This is a genomic window from Kutzneria kofuensis, assembly GCF_014203355.1.
Classification (GTDB): Bacteria; Actinomycetota; Actinomycetes; order Mycobacteriales; family Pseudonocardiaceae; genus Kutzneria; species Kutzneria kofuensis.
This window is the reverse complement of sequence record NZ_JACHIR010000001.1, coordinates 1733183-1749313: the sequence shown is the minus strand read 5'-3', so window position 1 is coordinate 1749313 and position 16131 is coordinate 1733183. Positions and strand designations below refer to the sequence as shown.

Annotated in this window: 21 protein-coding genes; 14 read left to right on the top strand and 7 right to left on the bottom strand. The window is 70.0% G+C overall.

The window, feature by feature from the left end; all coding sequences use genetic code 11:
- The first annotated feature begins 18 nt into the window (after positions 1-18).
- A complete protein-coding gene (locus BJ998_RS07950; RefSeq protein WP_184859867.1) occupies positions 19-849 on the top strand; it encodes a p-hydroxycinnamoyl CoA hydratase/lyase in 831 nt (276 codons plus the stop codon).
- Positions 850-923: 74 nt separating this feature from the next.
- Here BJ998_RS07950 and BJ998_RS07945 read toward each other — a convergent pair whose 3' ends face one another.
- Positions 924-1784 carry a helix-turn-helix transcriptional regulator gene (locus BJ998_RS07945; protein ID WP_184859865.1) on the bottom strand — a complete coding sequence of 287 codons (861 nt, stop codon included), beginning with the start codon at positions 1782-1784 and terminating at the stop codon, positions 924-926.
- Between the two features lie 144 nt (positions 1785-1928).
- Here BJ998_RS07945 and BJ998_RS07940 point away from each other — a divergent pair, with 144 nt between their 5' ends.
- Positions 1929-2690, top strand: a complete 762-nt coding sequence (locus BJ998_RS07940) for an SDR family oxidoreductase (protein WP_184859863.1) — start codon at positions 1929-1931, stop codon at positions 2688-2690.
- Between the two features lie 68 nt (positions 2691-2758).
- Here the strand turns inward: BJ998_RS07940 and BJ998_RS07935 are convergent, their stop codons facing one another.
- A complete protein-coding gene (locus BJ998_RS07935) occupies positions 2759-3523 on the bottom strand; it encodes a crotonase/enoyl-CoA hydratase family protein (RefSeq protein ID WP_184859861.1) in 765 nt (254 codons plus the stop codon).
- Between the two features lie 49 nt (positions 3524-3572).
- Here BJ998_RS07935 and BJ998_RS07930 point away from each other — a divergent pair, with 49 nt between their 5' ends.
- The 10 genes from BJ998_RS07930 to BJ998_RS07885 all read left to right on the top strand — a co-directional run bounded on the left by BJ998_RS07930 (position 3573) and on the right by BJ998_RS07885 (position 10091).
- The gene (locus BJ998_RS07930; RefSeq protein WP_184859859.1) at positions 3573-4205 is read left to right on the top strand and encodes an HNH endonuclease family protein; all 633 of its coding nucleotides are present in this window, start codon (positions 3573-3575) and stop codon (positions 4203-4205) included.
- A 182-nt stretch (positions 4206-4387) separates the two neighbouring features.
- On the top strand, positions 4388-4546 hold the full coding sequence (locus tag BJ998_RS07925) for a hypothetical protein (protein WP_184859857.1): 159 nt from the start codon (positions 4388-4390) through the stop codon (positions 4544-4546).
- A gap of 168 nt (positions 4547-4714) precedes the next feature.
- A complete protein-coding gene (locus tag BJ998_RS07920; RefSeq protein WP_184859855.1) occupies positions 4715-5206 on the top strand; it encodes a helix-turn-helix transcriptional regulator in 492 nt (163 codons plus the stop codon).
- Between the two features lie 72 nt (positions 5207-5278).
- On the top strand, positions 5279-6109 hold the full coding sequence (locus tag BJ998_RS07915) for a lytic transglycosylase domain-containing protein (protein ID WP_184859853.1): 831 nt from the start codon (positions 5279-5281) through the stop codon (positions 6107-6109).
- Positions 6110-6133: 24 nt separating this feature from the next.
- The gene (locus tag BJ998_RS07910; protein ID WP_184859851.1) at positions 6134-6526 is read left to right on the top strand and encodes a hypothetical protein; all 393 of its coding nucleotides are present in this window, start codon (positions 6134-6136) and stop codon (positions 6524-6526) included.
- Between the two features lie 4 nt (positions 6527-6530).
- Positions 6531-6848, top strand: a complete 318-nt coding sequence (locus tag BJ998_RS07905) for a DUF3817 domain-containing protein (protein ID WP_184859849.1) — start codon at positions 6531-6533, stop codon at positions 6846-6848.
- A 46-nt stretch (positions 6849-6894) separates the two neighbouring features.
- Positions 6895-8214 (top strand): nucleobase:cation symporter-2 family protein, encoded by a 1320-nt coding sequence (locus BJ998_RS07900; protein WP_184859847.1) that lies wholly within the window; start codon positions 6895-6897, stop codon positions 8212-8214.
- Positions 8215-8242: 28 nt separating this feature from the next.
- Entirely contained in the window at positions 8243-8851 is a 609-nt protein-coding gene (locus tag BJ998_RS07895; RefSeq protein ID WP_184859845.1) for a malonic semialdehyde reductase, read from the top strand.
- Between the two features lie 75 nt (positions 8852-8926).
- Positions 8927-9664 (top strand): hypothetical protein, encoded by a 738-nt coding sequence (locus BJ998_RS07890; RefSeq protein WP_184859843.1) that lies wholly within the window; start codon positions 8927-8929, stop codon positions 9662-9664.
- 223 nt (positions 9665-9887) lie between these two features.
- Positions 9888-10091: a cold-shock protein gene (locus BJ998_RS07885; protein ID WP_184859841.1), complete on the top strand. Its 204-nt coding sequence runs from the start codon at positions 9888-9890 to the stop codon at positions 10089-10091.
- Positions 10092-10152: 61 nt separating this feature from the next.
- Here BJ998_RS07885 and BJ998_RS07880 read toward each other — a convergent pair whose 3' ends face one another.
- From BJ998_RS07880 to BJ998_RS07865, 4 genes are all read right to left on the bottom strand, one after another.
- A complete protein-coding gene (locus tag BJ998_RS07880) occupies positions 10153-10710 on the bottom strand; it encodes a DUF6292 family protein (RefSeq protein ID WP_184859839.1) in 558 nt (185 codons plus the stop codon).
- Positions 10711-10868: 158 nt separating this feature from the next.
- A complete protein-coding gene (locus BJ998_RS07875; protein WP_184859837.1) occupies positions 10869-11810 on the bottom strand; it encodes a DUF3152 domain-containing protein in 942 nt (313 codons plus the stop codon).
- Positions 11811-11847: 37 nt separating this feature from the next.
- Complete coding sequence (locus BJ998_RS07870) at positions 11848-13164, bottom strand: MFS transporter (RefSeq protein ID WP_184859835.1); 1317 nt, start codon at positions 13162-13164, stop codon at positions 11848-11850.
- 44 nt (positions 13165-13208) lie between these two features.
- Entirely contained in the window at positions 13209-13748 is a 540-nt protein-coding gene (locus BJ998_RS07865; RefSeq protein WP_184859833.1) for an NADPH-dependent FMN reductase, read from the bottom strand.
- A gap of 47 nt (positions 13749-13795) precedes the next feature.
- Between BJ998_RS07865 and BJ998_RS07860 the strand changes: the two genes are divergently transcribed.
- Together BJ998_RS07860 and BJ998_RS07855 are read left to right on the top strand one after the other, a co-directional pair.
- On the top strand, positions 13796-14212 hold the full coding sequence (locus BJ998_RS07860) for a helix-turn-helix domain-containing protein (protein WP_246488548.1): 417 nt from the start codon (positions 13796-13798) through the stop codon (positions 14210-14212).
- Positions 14213-14247: 35 nt separating this feature from the next.
- Positions 14248-14658 carry a VOC family protein gene (locus BJ998_RS07855; RefSeq protein WP_184859831.1) on the top strand — a complete coding sequence of 137 codons (411 nt, stop codon included), beginning with the start codon at positions 14248-14250 and terminating at the stop codon, positions 14656-14658.
- Between the two features lie 39 nt (positions 14659-14697).
- On the opposite strand, the gene BJ998_RS07850 is transcribed toward BJ998_RS07855, so the two are convergent.
- A complete protein-coding gene (locus BJ998_RS07850; RefSeq protein WP_312889986.1) occupies positions 14698-15963 on the bottom strand; it encodes an alginate lyase family protein in 1266 nt (421 codons plus the stop codon).
- Between the last annotated feature and the right edge of the window lie 168 nt (positions 15964-16131).

Sequence of the window (16131 nt, the reverse complement as noted above, 5' to 3'; positions counted from 1 at the left end):
GGCCAGAAGGAGAGCGATATGGCGGAGATGGGCGAATGGAAGACGGTCCGCGTCGACGTGGTCGACGGGATCGGGTGGGTCGAGCTGAACCGGCCGGACAAGCGCAACGCGATGAGCCCGACGCTGAACGCCGAGATGATCGACGTGCTGCACACGCTCGAGGCCGACCGCTCGTGCGGGGTCGTGGTGCTGACCGGCGCGGGCGAGGCGTGGTCGGCGGGGATGGACCTCAAGGAGTACTTCCGCGAGGTCGACGAGTCCGGCGACGAGGCGCTGCAGGCCCGGGTGCGCCGCGACTCGTTCGAGTGGCACTGGCGGCTGCTGCGCAACTACGCCAAGCCCACCATCGCCATGGTCAACGGCTGGTGCTTCGGCGGCGCGTTCGTCCCGCTGATCGGCTGCGACCTGGCCATCGCCGCCGACGAGGCCAAGTTCGGCCTGTCCGAGATCAACTGGGGCATCCCGCCGGGCGGCCTGGTGTCCAGGGCGCTGGCCGAGACCGTCGGCTCCCGGGAGGCGCTGTTCTACATCATGACCGGACGGCTGTTCGACGGTCAGCAGGCGGCGCGGATGGGCCTGGTCAACTCCAGCGTGCCGCTGGCCCGGCTGCGTGACGAGGTGGAGTCGCTGGCCAAGGAGCTGCTGGACAAGAACCCGGTGGTGCTGCGCGCGGCCAAGATCGGCTTCCGGAACTGCCGGAACATGGACACCGACGGGGCGCTGGACTACCTGTACGCCAAGCTGGAGCAGTCCCAGTTCCTGGACAAGGAGAAGGGCCGCCAGCAGGGCCTGCAGCAGTTCCTGGACGACAAGACCATCCGCCCCGGATTGCAGGCCTACACGCGGTGACATGGCGGCGCCTTCGGCGCCGCGGCTCGGCCCCCGGGTAGCCGGTGCCTCGCCCTTGCCGGTGTCGGGGCCGCTCAGACGTCAGTGCCGATCGGTTCGGGGGCGGTCCAGTTGCGCAGCAGCTGGACCCGCTCCGCGGTGGGGGAGCCCGGCTCCACGTTGTAGACGCACAGCGTCTGGTCGGGATCGCCGGGCAGGATCAGCGACTCGTACTGGAAGACCAGCTCGCCGACCAGCGGATGCCGGTAGCTCTTGGCGCCGTGGGTGCGCTGCAGCACCTTGTGGTCGTGCCACCAGCCGGAGAACTCCGGGCAGTGCACCATCAGCTCGCCGATCAGGTCGGCCAGCTGCCTGTCGTTGGGGTGGCGGCTGGCGTCCAGCCGCAGCATCGCGACCGTCTCGGAGGCGTAGCGCTCCCATTCGTCGCTACGCGAGCGTGACTCGGGATCGAGCAGAAGGTAGCGGGCGAGGTTGCGCTTGCCCGGCGGCAGCGCCTCGAAGTCCGTCAGGACGGCGCGGCCCAGCGCGTTGGACGCCAGGATGTCGGTGCGGCGGCCGAGCACGAACGCCGGCACGTGGTCCAGCGTCTGCAACATCAGGTACAGGCCCGGCCGCACCCGCTGCGGGCCGTTGGCGGCGCTGCGGCGGACCGTGCCCGGCCGGGTGAGCAGGTTGGTCAGGTGCTCGCGCTCGGTCGGGTCCAGCCGCAGCGCCTGGCCGACGGCTTCGATGATCTCCGGCGACGGGTTGCCGGCCCGTCCCTGCTCCAGTCGCGTGTAGTACTCGATGCTGATCCCGGCCAGCCGCGCCACCTCGTCCCGGCGCAGCCCCGGCACGCGGCGGGCCCGGCCGTCCGCGGGGACCCCGGCCGCGTCCGGGCTGATCCGGGCCCGGCGGGTGCGCAGGAAGTCGGCGATCTCGGCGCTGCGGTCCATGTTCTCCAGTGTGGCGGACCGTGTGCGGTCGAGGGTGGCCCTGCGCGTACCAGTCATGTCCGGACCAGTCAGGAGCGGGTGTGGTTGCGCCGCCTTCGCGGTGGTGGTGTTGAGGCATCCCACCGAGAACGAAGGAAGTTCCTGATGTCCAAGGCACTTGAGGGTCGCGTCGCCGTTGTCACCGGTGCGTCGAGCGGCATCGGCGAGGCCGCCGCCGAGCACCTCGCCGAGCTGGGCGCCACCGTGGTCGTGCTGGCGCGGCGGGCCGACCGGCTCACCGACCTCGTCACCCGGGTCGAGAAGAACGGCGGCCAGGCGCTGGCCATCGCCGCCGACGTGTCCGACGCCGCCTCGGTGCAGGCCGCCGCCGACCGCGTGGCCGCCGAGTTCGGCGGCGCCGACCTGTTGTTCAACAACGCCGGCGTGATGCTGCCCGCGCCCGTCGACGAGCGGCGGTCCGACCTGTGGCAGCGGGAGATCGACACCAACGTCACCGGCCTGATGAACGCCATCGGCGCCTTCGTGCCGCAGCTGATCGCCTCGGCCGCTGCGCGGGGCGTCGCCGACCTGATCAACACGTCCTCGATCGGGGCGCAGAACATCTATCCCAACTTCGCCGTGTACTGCGGCACCAAGGCGTTCGTCACGCACACGTCCCGCCAGCTGCGGGCCGAGCTGGGCGGCCGGAACGTGCGGGTGTCGGTCGTGGAGCCGGGGCTGGTGCGCACCGAGCTGCAGAGCCACGTCACCGACAAGGGTGCGAACGACTGGCTGGACGGCGTCAAGGACAGCCTGGAATGGCTGACGCCGGAGGACGTGGCCCGCACGGTCGGCTTCATCGCCGCCTTGCCGCCGCGAGTCAACCTCCAGCAGGTGACCGTGATGCCGACCGCGCAGGCCAGCTGAATCCACACCGTCGTTTTCGGAAGGGGGCATTCCTGGCGTTCAACGCCAGGAATGCCCCCTTCCGAACGTCAGAACTCCCCGTGACGGCCGGCTCCGGCGGCGAACCGGCCGGCTCCCGCCAGGGCGTCCGTCGCCAGGGATTCCTTGCCGTAGGACAACTCCTGAGCCAGAGCGTCTACTTCGGACAGTCCGTGCTGGTTCCGGGTCGACAACCGGTCGTTGCGCAGGCAGGTCTGCGGGAATGCCGAGAGCTGCTCGGCCAGGCCCACCGCGGCCTCCAGCGCCTGGCCGGCGGGCACGAGGCGGTTGGCCAAGCCGATCGACAGGGCCTCGGCGGCGTCCACGGGCCGGCCGGTCAGGATGAGGTCCATGGCCCGGCTCTCGCCGATCAGCCGCGGCAGCCGCACGGTGCCGCCGTCGATCAGCGGCACACCCCAGCGCCGGCAGAAGACGCCGAACACCGCCGTCTCGTCTGCGACCCGGAGATCGCACCACAGCGCCAGTTCCAGGCCGCCGGCGACGGCGTGGCCGCTGACGGCGGCGATCACGGGCTTGCTCAGGCGCATTCGGGTCGGCCCCATGGGACCGTCGCCGTCGTCGGTCACGGCGTTGCCGCGTTCGCTCCCGACGGCCTTCAGGTCGGCGCCGGCACAGAAGGTGCCGCCGGTTCCGGTCAGCACGGCGACGCTGGCATCCGGGTCGGCGTCGAAGGCGCGGAACGCCGCGGCGAGCGCGGCGGCGGTCGGGCGGTCCACCGCGTTGCGAGCGGCCGGCCGGTCTATTGACACAATCGTTACCGGTCCCCGGGTTTGAACCAGAACTTCGTCAGCCATGCCGGCCAGGTTCCCATGAAATTGCCAGGGAACAAGAAATGATCTCGGCATGCGCACACGCAGTTGGTTGCTGACCCTTGCCGGAGTTGTCGTTCTCGTGATAGCGGCGTTCGTCGCGAAGGACATCGCCGCACCCACCGCCAGTGGTTCCTCCCCGGCCCAGGTGCAGTTGGCCGAGCTGCCGATCGGGACCTGGCACTCGATGGCCGGCTATTCCCGCGACCGGTTCAAGCACTGGATCACGCAGGGTAACGGCTGTGACACCCGGGAGGTGGTCATCGAGCGCGACGGCAAGGACGTGCGCAAGGACGCCTCCTGCCGGGCCACCAGCGGCCACTGGACCAGCCCGTACGACAACAAGCAGATCAACAAGGCCGCCGACCTGGACATCGACCACATGGTGCCGCTGGCCGACGCCTGGCGGACCGGCGCCGACAAGTGGACCGACGAGCGCCGCTCCCAGTTCGCCAACGACCTGACCGCGCCGCAGCTGCTGGCCGTCTCGGCGTCGAGCAACCGCGGCAAGGGCGACCAGGACCCGGCCAGCTGGAAGCCGGCCAACCAGGGCTTCTGGTGCACGTATGCCACCAACTGGGTGATCGTGAAGCACACCTACCAGCTGTTCGTGACCCAGGCCGAGCACGACGCGCTGGCGCAGATGCTGGCCACGTGCCCGAGTTGACACCTTTGTGCACTCTGACCTGCGATCATCGCTACGTACGCTACGGTTCGGTCCAGACCCCGACGGAGTTACCCCGAACCGGGAACTGACGACACACCTGCTCGCGCTGGGCGACCTCGGCCGCCGCATGGTCGATCATGGTCGCGACGGGCGTGTCCGCGATCGAAGAAGGTGCACGAGGGATGAAAAGGGTACTGATCATCGCCGGCGCGGCGCTGGTCCTGTTCGCGCTCATCGCCCAACCGGCGGCGTCCGCGAGCTGGGTCAAGGAGATCGTCGGCGGCCTCGGTTACGCAGCGCAGGCGGTCATCACGTTCGTGCGAGAACTCTTCCCCTCATGACACCTGCTCGGCCGATTGCGCAAAGTAGTCGGCGCGGGCACAGTTCCACCGACCGGGTGCATTAACCCCGATCACGCCCTGGTAACGGGAATCGGGTCTAGCGGTGCTCCGGCGGAACGCAATACGGTTCGCAGGCGTTGGGTGATCATCAGCCATGAGGAGGCACGGATGGTCGAAGACTCCGGGGTCGACGAGCTCGTCAGGCAGTGGACTGCCGAGCGGTCGCAGGACGCCGAGCTCCAAGAGGTGAATCGGATCAAGTCCCAGTGGCTTGCCGAGACGCCGTCCGTTCCGCGCCAGCGGCCCGGAATTCCCGCCCAGCGGGGCGGCCGGGGCAGTGCGCGGGGCCTGTTCGAGGTGGACGCCGTCGACCCGGCCTACCTGGCCGCGATGCGCAAGCGGCTGCCCGGGGTGCCCGACGAGCTGCTCACCGAGGTGGCCACGTGCTGGCAGCTGGCCGGCGCGGTCGAGGAGGCCGAGGCCTGGTGGGACGCCGGCATCAGCCCGCTCGACCAGCGCGCCCTGGACTACCGTGCGGCCGGTCTCGTGCCGTCCGACCTCGCGCGCCGACTCGGCCCGCTCACCGTGCTGGAGCACCTGCGTCGGGGCAGTGCGGCAGCGTGGTGCGTGGCCCGGCTGAACCGGCAGCAGCGTCCCTGAATCAGGCGAACCGGCGGTGAGCCGCCGCCGGTAGCCAGTGGTTTTGTGGCTACTTGTGGGTAGCCTGTGGTGATGGCGATCCAGCAGTCCGAGCCGACGGCGCCACCGTCCGCTCGCCCACCGAGGGTGGTGTTCCGGCTGCTGGTTGTCCTTGTGGTGCTCGCGGTGGCGGGCGCGGCGCTGTGGCTGGTCGACCGGGCCAGCACGCCCACGCCTCACCCCGTCGCCATCGACTTCCCCGCACTGCACGTCGCGCCGGCACCGGTGCAGGTCGGTGCGGCGGCTCCGGCCGCCGACGCCGCTCAACCCGCCGCCCAGGCGAGTGCCGCCGGCAAGCAGGAGACCGCGGACGCATGGCTGGCGCGGGTTTCCGCCGCCACCGGAATCCCGGCCCGCGCGCTGCGCGCGTACGCCAACGCCGACCTCACCATGGCCAAGGTGCAGCCCGGCTGTCACCTGCCGTGGACGTTCCTCGCCGGCATCGGCCGCATCGAGTCCGACCACGGCCGCTACGGCGGTGCGTCGCTGGCCGCGAACGGCGACGAGACCAAACCCATCATCGGCGTGCCGCTCAACGGCGCCGGCGTGGCCAACATCTCCGACACCGACGGCGGCGGCCTCGACGGCGACCCCGTGCACGACCGGGCTGTCGGCCCCATGCAGTTCATCCCGTCCACCTGGCGGAACTGGGCGTCGGACGGCAACGGCGACGGCGTGGCCAACCCGCAGAACATCGACGACGCCACCGTGACCGCGGCCCGCTACCTGTGCGCGGGCGGCCGCGACCTGGGCACCGCCGCCGGCTGGTGGGCGGCCGTGCTGTCGTACAACAACTCGGTGGAATACGGGCAGAAGGTCTTCGCGGTGGCGGACGCCGCGGCCAAGGCCAGTGCGAACCGCTGACGAGTCGGTGTTACCGTCGACAACGTGGTTCGCGGTCTGCTCGCCCCCCGCTGGCTGCTGGTGCACCTGCTGGCCCTGGCGGCGGTGGTCGCCTGCTTCCGACTCGGCTGGTGGCAGTGGGACCGGTCGCAGGAGTCGACCGGCACCCTGCAGAACCTCGGCTACGCCCTGCAGTGGCCCCTGTTCGGCCTGTTCGTCCCGTTCATGTACTGGCGGATGTGGAAGCTGGACAAGGAACGCCGCGAGTCGGAGCCCGCTGCCGAGCCCGTCGCCGTCGAGGAACCCGAGGTTCCCGTGCCCCACTCGCGACGCTCGCCGACCGAGTGGCGGTCCGCCGCCCCGGCCGAGCCGGTGGACGACGCGATGGCGCAGTACAACAGCTACCTCGCGTCGTTGAGCGCGAGAGACGGAGAGTAAGTCGATGAAGGGGTCCCTCGCCCGGTTCCGGTTCATGGCGTACCTGACCGGTGTCGGCCTGCTCGTGCTGACCGTCGGCGTGATCCTGAAGTACGCGGCGGACGCGCCGACGCTGGTGGCGGTGGTCGGCCCGATCCACGGCTTCCTGTACATGATCTACCTGGTGTGCGCGTTCGACCTGTCGCTGAAGTGCAAGTGGCCGCCGCTGTACACGATCGGCGTGCTGCTGGCCGGCACCATCCCGTTCCTGTCCTTCGTGGCCGAGCGCAAGGTGACGCACCGGGTGACCGCGAAGATGGCGGAGACCGCCCCCGCCGCATGAGGGCGCGCGTGACGTCGCGGTAACGCGGCGGACCTAGACTCCGCCGATGACCCGCACCGTGCACCCCGTGGACCAGCGGCTTCCCGCCGGTCAGCTGCTCACGTTCGGCCTCCAGCACGTGCTCGCCATGTACGCGGGCGCGGTGGCCGTGCCGCTCATCGTCGGCGGCGCGATGCATCTGTCCACAGCGGACATCGGCTACCTGGTCAACGCCGACCTGCTGGTGTCCGGTATCGCGACTTTGCTGCAGTGCCTTGGGGTCTGGGTGTTCGGCGCCCGGCTGCCGATCATGCAGGGCTGCACCTTCGCCGCCGTCACGCCGATGGTGATGATCGGTACCACCGGCGGTGGGCTGCCCGCGGGCTACGGCGCGATCATCGTGTCCGGGTTGATGGTGGTGCTGATCGCGCCGTACTTCGCCAAGCTGACGCGGTTCTTCCCGCCGGTCGTGACCGGCACGATCATCCTGGTGATCGGGGTGTCGCTGCTGCCGGTGGCGGTGGGCTGGGCGGCCGGCGGTGTCGGCGCGCCCGGTTTCGGCAAGCCGCTCAACCTCGCGGTGGCGCTCGGCGTGCTGGTGCTCGTGGTGTTGGTGCACCGGTTCGTGCCCGGGCTGATCGGCCGGATCGCCGTGCTGGTCGGCATCGTGGTCGGCACGCTCGTGGCGATTCCGTTGGGGTTGACCGATTTCTCGCACATCGGCGGTTCGCCCGTCGTGGAGGTCACCACGCCGTTCCACTTCGGACTGCCGACGTTCGAGCCGGGCGCGATCGTCGCGTTCGTGATCGTGATGCTGGTGACGATGACCGAGACCAGCGGCAGCGTCCTGGCAGTCGGTGACATCGTGGACCGGCCGGTGGACACCGTGACGCTGACCCGGGCGCTGCGCGCGGACGGGCTGTCCAGCCTGCTCGGCGGCGTGTTCAACACCTTCCCGTACACCGCGTTCGGGCAGAACGTGGGGCTGGTGGCGCTGACCCGGGTGCGCAGCCGCTACGTGGTGGCGACCGCGGGCGGGATCCTGGTGCTGCTGGGGCTGTTCCCGGTGCTGGGGGAGATCGTCGCCTCGGTGCCGATGCCCGTGCTCGGCGGGGCCGGCATCGTCATGTTCGGCTCGGTGGCGGCCGGCGGCGTGCGGATGCTCAGGAACGTGTCGTTCGACGGCAACGCCAACCTGATGGTCGTCGCCGTCGCGCTGGGCATCGGCCTGGTGCCGGTGGCCGCGCCCACCGTCTACGCCCAGTTCCCGGGCTGGTTCCAGACGATCATGAACTCCGGCATCAGCGCCGGCAGCATCGCCGCCGTGCTGCTCAACCTTCTCTTCAACGGTGTGAGGCTGAACACTCAACCTTCTGACTCGAAATAGTTGAGCGCTCATCCATGTTGCCCGGGACATGACCGCGACGCTGACTGACGTCCTCGAACTCGAGCGCTCCGCCCAGGAGCTGCTCTTCCACGAGGCCCGCACCGCCAACACGTTCTCCGACGAGCCCGTCTCCGACGAGCAACTGCGGGCCATCTACGACCTGGTCAAGTGGGCCCCGACCAGCATGAACATCCAGCCGCTGCGGGTGACGTTCGTGCGCTCGGACGAGGCTCGCGCGCGGCTGCTGCCGCACATGTCCGAGGGCAACCGGGCCAAGACCGGCTCCGCCCCCGTGGTGGCGATCTTGTCCGCCGACAGCGACTTCCACGAGCACCTGCACCGGACGTTCCCGCACCTGCCCAACGCCAAGGACCGCTTCCCGGACGTCTCCCAGCGCCAGGACATGGCCCGGTTCAACGCCCTGCTGCAGGTCGGCTACTTCATCCTCGGCGTCCGCGCCGCCGGTCTCGCCGCCGGCCCGATGACCGGCTTCGACGCCGAGGGCGTGCGCCAGGAGTTCTTCGCCGACGGCACCCAGGAGCCGCTGGTCGTCGTGAACATCGGCAAGCCCGGCCCCGACGCGTGGTTCCCGCGGCTGCCGCGGTTGGAGTTCGACGAGGCCGTCACCGTCCTCTGACCGTTCCCGCCCGACACCCCACGTGATGCCACATGCGCTCCGTACCTGCGCTCTAGCGTCAAGTACGGAGCGCATGTGGCATTCCGGGGGACGTTAGAGCCGGATCGGCACGGGGACGATCCAGCGGTCGATGGTGGTGTCGGCCAGGGTCTGCGCGACGAGCTTGTCCTGGATGCGGGCATCGGGCTCGGCGGCACGTGCGACAAGGGCCGCCTTGGCGGCGATCTCCGCTCGGACGGCCGCCTCCGCTTCACCCGCGTCAGGTGCACCGCCACCGGGGCGGTGATCTCCTTGGCGCCGCGAGTGGTCCGCACGACAACGGCGTGCACGTGCCGGAAGCCGGCCGGCGGCTCCGGGGAATCGCTGGACAGGGCGTCGACCAGGTCGCCGAGGGGGATCACCGGGCCGGTCGGCTCCCAGCCGGCGAACTTCTCCGGCGAAGGCTCGAACGGCAGCGGCATCATCTTCGCCACCATCACGTCCGGCCCGAAGTCGGTCTGCTCGTCCTCCTGCCAGCCGAAGACCCGAGCGGTGACGAAATCCCGCACGCCGCCGGACTCCAGCACGAACGTGCCCGGCGCGAAATCCTCGTCCTCGTGGGGAAACCGCACGACCAGCCCGTCGTACGAGGAGCTCAGGCACTGCCGGTCGACGACCTTGAACAGCAGGTCCAGCCGGGTCGGCGCGCCATCGACCGCGCTGAGCATCAACTGCCTGTGGGACACGGTCTGCAGCCAGATGCGGACGGTCCGGTCGGTGCGGAACAGGACCTTTCCCGGGGCCCGGTCGTCGTGGTCGAACGAGTGTTCCTGAAGCATGCGCCCATGCTGGCAGCCCGCGCCGCCACCGACACCGGGTTTGTCGCGCGGGATCCGATGTGGTTAACTGGTTGTAGTCGTTGGTTTTGTGTTCGTGCTCATCACGCTCGCGAAACAGTGTCGGGCGTATGGATTCCTCCAGGAAGCGCTTCCCCGCCGCAAGCGGCTCGGTCCGCGGCAGCCGCGGCGGACCACAAGACACCTGTCGAGGAGACAATATGGCTCAGGGCACCGTGAAGTGGTTCAACTCGGAGAAGGGCTTCGGCTTCATCTCCCCCGACGACGGCGGCGCCGACCTGTTCGTGCACTACTCGGAGATCCAGGGCGGCGGCTTCAAGTCGCTCGACGAGAACCAGCGCGTGCAGTTCGAGGTCGGCCAGGGCCAGAAGGGCCCGCAGGCCCAGGCCGTCAGCGCCGTCTGACCACGACGCCCGTGATTCCGCGCCCGGTGGCACTCGCCCGCCGGGCGCGGATTCGTGTCGGCTAGCCGAAGTCCGCCGGCGCGGCGTAGCGCGCGAGCCGGTCGGCCAGCAGCCGCCGGTCCTGCCGGTGGTGGGCGCGGGCCTGCGGCTGGGCCGGCACGCCGGTCAGCGTGTCGGCGACGAAGCGCGCGACGACCCACGGCGCCGGGGCCGGATCGTCGCCGCCGAAACGGGACACGACGATCGGCGACTCGGTCGGATCGGTTTCCACCAGCACCGCCCAGCCGTCGCGTTCGCTCCACACCAGCATCAGGTCCCGGCCGGATCGCGGCCCGCGCCGGGTCAGTCCGATGTACGCGGTGGCGGTGTCGCTGACCTCGCACGAGGTGCCGTCGGCCGACTCGCCGACCGCGTCGGCCACCGCCCGCAGATAGCCGGAGAGGCCGAGGGTGAGCGCCCTCGCGACGTCGTCGGGCCCGCTGTCCTCGTCGACAAGGCCGAGCATTTCCAGCAGGGTGCCGCGGTCCGCCGCGTCGACGGCGTGGTCGGCCACGGTTCGAGCAGCCAGTGCCTGCTGGGTCCGGAACACCTGCTGGGCGTCCGCGTGGACCTTGGACATCCGGGCGCTGTCACCACTGTGTACGCGGTCCGACGTCATGTCGGCGCTCCCGTCTCCGGCCGGAAGGCGAGGCCGGGTCGGATCGCCGGGGCCGACGCCGGCACCTACGCCGACGTGCGAGTTGCTCCCGACGTGGCCACCGTACCCCAGCCTGGAGGTCACTGGCCCTGGCCGGCGACCGGGAACGGCCACGGATTGGGCTGGCAGACCTTGTCGTCGTGCGGGACGACGATGCCCTGCGGGTTCTGGGTCGTGAGGTCGGCGAGGTCGTTGTCGGCCGTGCTCAGGGTCTGCTGCATCATCACCGGCGCCAGCCCGCCGTTCTGCGCGCACGGCAGGTGGTTGCCGCCGAAGAAGTGCCCGACCTCGTGGTTCACGGCGTACTGCTGGTACAGCAGGATGTTGCCCTGGAACGCGACGGCCCCTCGCTCCCAGCGGGCGTCGTTGAGGTAGACGTTGTCGTCGAGGCGGCAGGACGTGTCGTACGGGATGTCGAAGCCGCACACCTTGGGGCCGCGGGTGGTCTCCTGGGACGCCAGCCGGATGTGCAGGTCGGCCTTGCCGGAGTCGACGCGCTTGAGCGCGATCTGACCGCCGCCGATCCAGCTCTTGGGGTTGGACAGCGTGTTCTGCACCGTCTCGGCGAACAGCGCGTCCCCGCCGACCGGCTGGAAACCGTCCTCGACCTCGATGGTGTACGTGGTGAGCTTGCCCTTGCCGACCTGGGCCGAGGTGCCGGGCACGACGTGGAACGTGCCCTTGCCCGGGCCGGGGATGGGGCCGCCGTCGGGCAGCTGGGCGGAGGCGAGCTGCTTGGCGAACTTCGCGCCGGGCGGGGCCTCGCCGATGGACACGGGCGTGGCGGAGCCGGCGACCACCGGGGTCGGCGTCGGCTCCGCCGGCGGCTCCTCCTTGACGACCCGGAACGCGGTGATCGCCGTCAGGGCGATGACCAGCGGAAACACGTACACCAGCCAGCCGGCCCCGGGCTTTTTGCGCTCGGGGCGCGGCGGCTGCGCGGGCGCGGCCAGGGGCTGCGCCGCGCGCCGGGTGTGTTGCCGGGCCTGCCGGAGTCGGCCACTCGCCGTCAGTCGTCCCACATCCTCTATCTACGCGCGAGTAGGCCGATGGGTTTGCTCAGACGTTGACCAATTCCAGGTCGCGGCCGGTGGTGCGCGGCCCGAACAGGCCCACGTCCAGCGCGACGACGATCATCGCGGCGGCGACCACGGCGAACAGCACCGCCGAGTTGGTCGCGTGCAGCAGCGGCACCAGCACGAACGGCATGGCCGCGCTGGACAGCCTGGACAGCGAGTAGGTGGAGCCGGCGGCGGTGGAGCGCAGCGCGGTCGGGAAGATCTCCGCCTGGTAGACGTGGAACGCGTTGCTGAACACGTTGCTGATGGCGGTGTAGAGGAAGCCGAAGGCCAGGATCAGCGCCGTCGACGAGGAGAAGCCGAACGCCAGCCCGCACACCGCCATGCCCAGGCCGGAGGCGATCACCAGGTGCTTGCGCTCGACCCGCTCGATGATCGGCAGCGACAGCGCGGCGCCGACCGGGTAGCCGACGAAGGTGATGGCGCTGAACACCAGCGACTGCACGATCGGATAGCCCTTGGCCGCCAGCACCTGCGGCACCAGCGTGCCGAAGCCGTAGTAGCCGAACGTCTGCAGCAGGTGGAAGACGGCCATCATCAGCGTCCGCTTCCGGTACGGCGGCCGCAGCAGCGCGCCGACCGAACCGGTGGTGTTGGGCGCCTCGTCGGCGGCCGGCTCGGGCAGGTTGGCGCCGGCCTCGGCCTCGAACCGGGCGACGATCCTCTCGGCCTCCTCGTGCCGTCCGACCGACTCCAGCCAGCGCGGCGACTCGGGCAGCCCGGTGCGCAGCAGGAACACGATCACCGCGCCGGCCGCGCCGAACACGAACAGCCAGCGCCACGCGTCCGGCCCCAGCGGCACCAGCCAGCCGGCGAGAAAGCCGACCGCCGGCACGCCGAAGAAGGACAGCGTGTACGCGATTCCCGTGTAGAGACCGCGCTTCTTCGGCGGCAACAGGTCACCGAGGTACGTATCGGACACCGCAGGCTCGGCGCCGATTCCCAGCCCGGCCAGGAATCGGCTCGCCATCAGCGTCCACGGCCCGATGCTGAACGCGCCCAGCAGCGAGAACACCGAATACACGCCGAGGCTGGCCAGAAATGCCCGGCGGCGGCCGATCCGGTCGGCCAGCCGGCCGAGCAGGATCGCGCCGGCGAACATGCCGATGAACGTCGACGACAGCACCGCCGGCAGGATGGCCTTGTCCAGGTGGAAGTTCGCGACCAGGACGTTGGCAAGCGTGCCGGCGAGGAAGATTTCGTAAATGTCGAAGAACAGGCCGAGACCCACCGCGACGGTGGCCAACCGGTGCGACCTCGTCACCGGCAACCGGTTCATTCTTGCCGCTACAGACATTGCCGTAAGTTAACAGACACTGCCCGTAATCCAGTGGAAGCCGGTCAGACCTTCGCGGTGGTGAGCAATGCCCGGAGGGTATTGGCGACGCCGGTCGACTCCAGTTCGGCGGCCAATTCGCCGGTGAGCAATTCGTGGTCGCCGTTCAGTCGGGCCTCGTTCACGAACACTCCCGGCCCCGGCACGGTCGCGCCGAGCTCCACCAGCACCGGCCGCAGGTGCAGGTCGACGGCCAGGGCGTGCTTGTCGGCGGCGGCGACCTGCAGCGGCAGCGCCACGACGCCCTTGAGCCAGCCACCGGGGGCCTGGTCGAGCACGGCCTTGAGCAGGCCGGTGTAGGTCGCCTTGTACGTGGGGGAGGCGACGACGAGCACATTCACTTCCCCCAGCGCCGCCAAGGCCGCCTTCACTTCGGTCGCGCCCGGGGCGAACACCTGCTGGGCCAGTTCGGCCGCGTCGACGACCGGGCCGGTCTCGACGTCGGGAACGAGGCGGTGCACGGCATCGCGCAGCGCGACGGCCGCGCCGAGGGTGCGGGAAGCGGGACGGGGATTGCCGACGAGCACGCCGCTGGTGGTGGACATGATCCGAGCATCCTCACCCGGTCGGGCCGCCCGCAATCGTTCCCATCATGTGGTGTGATCTGGACGTGGGCCGTGCCGTGGAGGACACCAACCGTCGGATGCTGCGGGCCCGCGACACCATGGACCGGCACTACGCCGAGCCGCTGGACGTGGCCGCGCTGGCCCGGGTCGCGCACGTGTCGGAGGCGCACTTCATCCGCACCTTCCGGGCCACCTTCGGCGAGACCCCGCACCGGTACCTGCAGCGGCGCCGGGTGGAGCGGGCCATGTTCCTGCTCCGGTCGTGCGACCGCAGCGTCACCGACATCTGCCTGGAGGTCGGCTTCACCAGCCTCGGCACGTTCAGCCGCACCTTCCGGGACATCGTCGGCGAGTCGCCGTCGGCCTACCGCTCCCGCGGGCCGCTCGCCGCCGTGCCGACCTGCTTCGCGATGTCCTGGATGAGACCCAGCAGTTTTGGATAAGCGGGTGCGCGGGCGCCGCCACTAGCGTCTGCGACATGTTCAACGCGCTCACCATTTCCCAGATCTTCGTGCTCGACCAGGACCAGGCCCTCGACTTCTACGTCGGCAAGCTCGGCCTGGAGGTCCACACCGACGCCGACCTCGGCTTCATGCGGTGGCTGACGGTCAACGTCCCCGGTCAGCCCGACCGGGAGATCCTGCTGGAGCGCCCCGGCGCGCCCCGCATGGACGAGGCGACCGCCGCGCAGGTGCGGGAGCTGCTCACCAAGGGCGCGATGGCCGGCACCCTGTTCTTCACCACCGACGACTGCCAGAAGACTTACGAGACGCTGCTGGCCAAGGGCGTGGAGTTCACCGACGAGCCGACCAAGCGCGACTACGGCATCGACTGCGGCCTGCGCGACCCCTTCGGCAACGCCATCCGCTTCAGCCAGCCCCTGAGCTGAGGACAACGGGGTGGCGCCAGCGGCGCCACCCCGTTGCCGCTACTTCAGCGGCGGGTCCAGCGAGGTCACGCCGGGCCGCACCGGCCACAGGTCACCCAGCGCTGGCACCGGGGTCTTGGCGATGGCTGCGCCCGCGGCCTTGTCGTGCCCCTGCTCGGCGGCGGCATGGAAGATGTCCACGGCGATCGACTGGTCGAACACGTTGATCTGCTGCCACGGCCAGACGCTCTGGCCCTTCTCCGCGGCCGGGATCAGGAAGTCGACGGCCTTGAGCAGGTTGCCGCCGTTCGGGCCGGTGTAGTGCCACAGGTCGATGCCGAGGTTCTTGCCGATCTCGGCCAGCCGGCCCAGCGCCACCAGGTTGAAGTTGGCGTAGTGCCAGGACATCGTGCGCGACAGCTCAAGCGGCTGGCTGCCGTCGGGCTTGATCTGCTTGTCGATCCGATTGGTCTTGACCGACTCGACGATGCTCTTGGCCAGCTTGGTATTGCCGACGTAGACCGCCATGGCGGCGTTCTGCTGGTCGATGAAGCTGCCGTGGTTGTTGGTGGCGGCCAGTTCCAGCTTGGCCTGCGGGCTGGTCTGCATCCAGTCCAGGAACTTGGTGAACCACGCCTTGAGGCCGGTGCTGTCCTTGCCGCTCCAGCCCGGCGCGCCGGACTCCAGCACCGTGATCGCGTCCAGCACCTGGGTCAGGCTCTGCGAGGAGTCGATGATGCCGGTGCCGGAGATCTTGGTGCTGCACGGGATCCGCTGCGCGAAGTTCAGGTTCGGGTTCATCGCGGTCGCCGGGTTCAGGAACCAGGTGCGGATGTCCAGCTCCGCCCGCGCCGCGTACTTCGGGTCGCCGCTGTAGTACCAGGCCAGCGCCAGGTCGCGGATCGCGTCCCAGGCCACCATCCGGTAGGTGTGGTCGGTGATCGCGTCGGCCTCGGGGTTGCGCTGGCCGTCCTTGTTGACGTACGGGCAGCCCTGCGGGTTCTCCGGCGTCTTGGGGCCGGCCCACCAGTACGGGGCCTGGCTCATGTAGTCGTGCTTGTCGCCGCTGGGCGGGGTCTGCGGCTTGTCCATCACCGACCACGGCCCGGCCGTCAGGTCCGCGTCGGCGGTCTTGATGAGCAGGTTGTAGGCGGTGCGGGTCGCCTTGGACGCGGTGCCCGTCACGAGTTGGATCTTGGTGGCGGCCAGGGCGTGGCCGTCCATCACGACGGTGTGCGGGGCCTTCACCGAGGCCGCGTCGTGGCACAGTGGGGCCAGGACCAGGCCCACCGTTGTCGCCAGCGCAGCACCGAGCTGTCCGATCACCTATCCACGTCCTCACGAGGAACGAGCCGCACCCGTGCGGAACGAGGGCGGCATGGCGGTGGCGCGCGGCAGTGCTTTTCTACGCGGCGGAACGGCCGAGGTCAACGGGTCCTGAAGATGAATCCGGTTCGTCCCTGGGCCGCATGGTGGACGTGACCAGTGGCCATG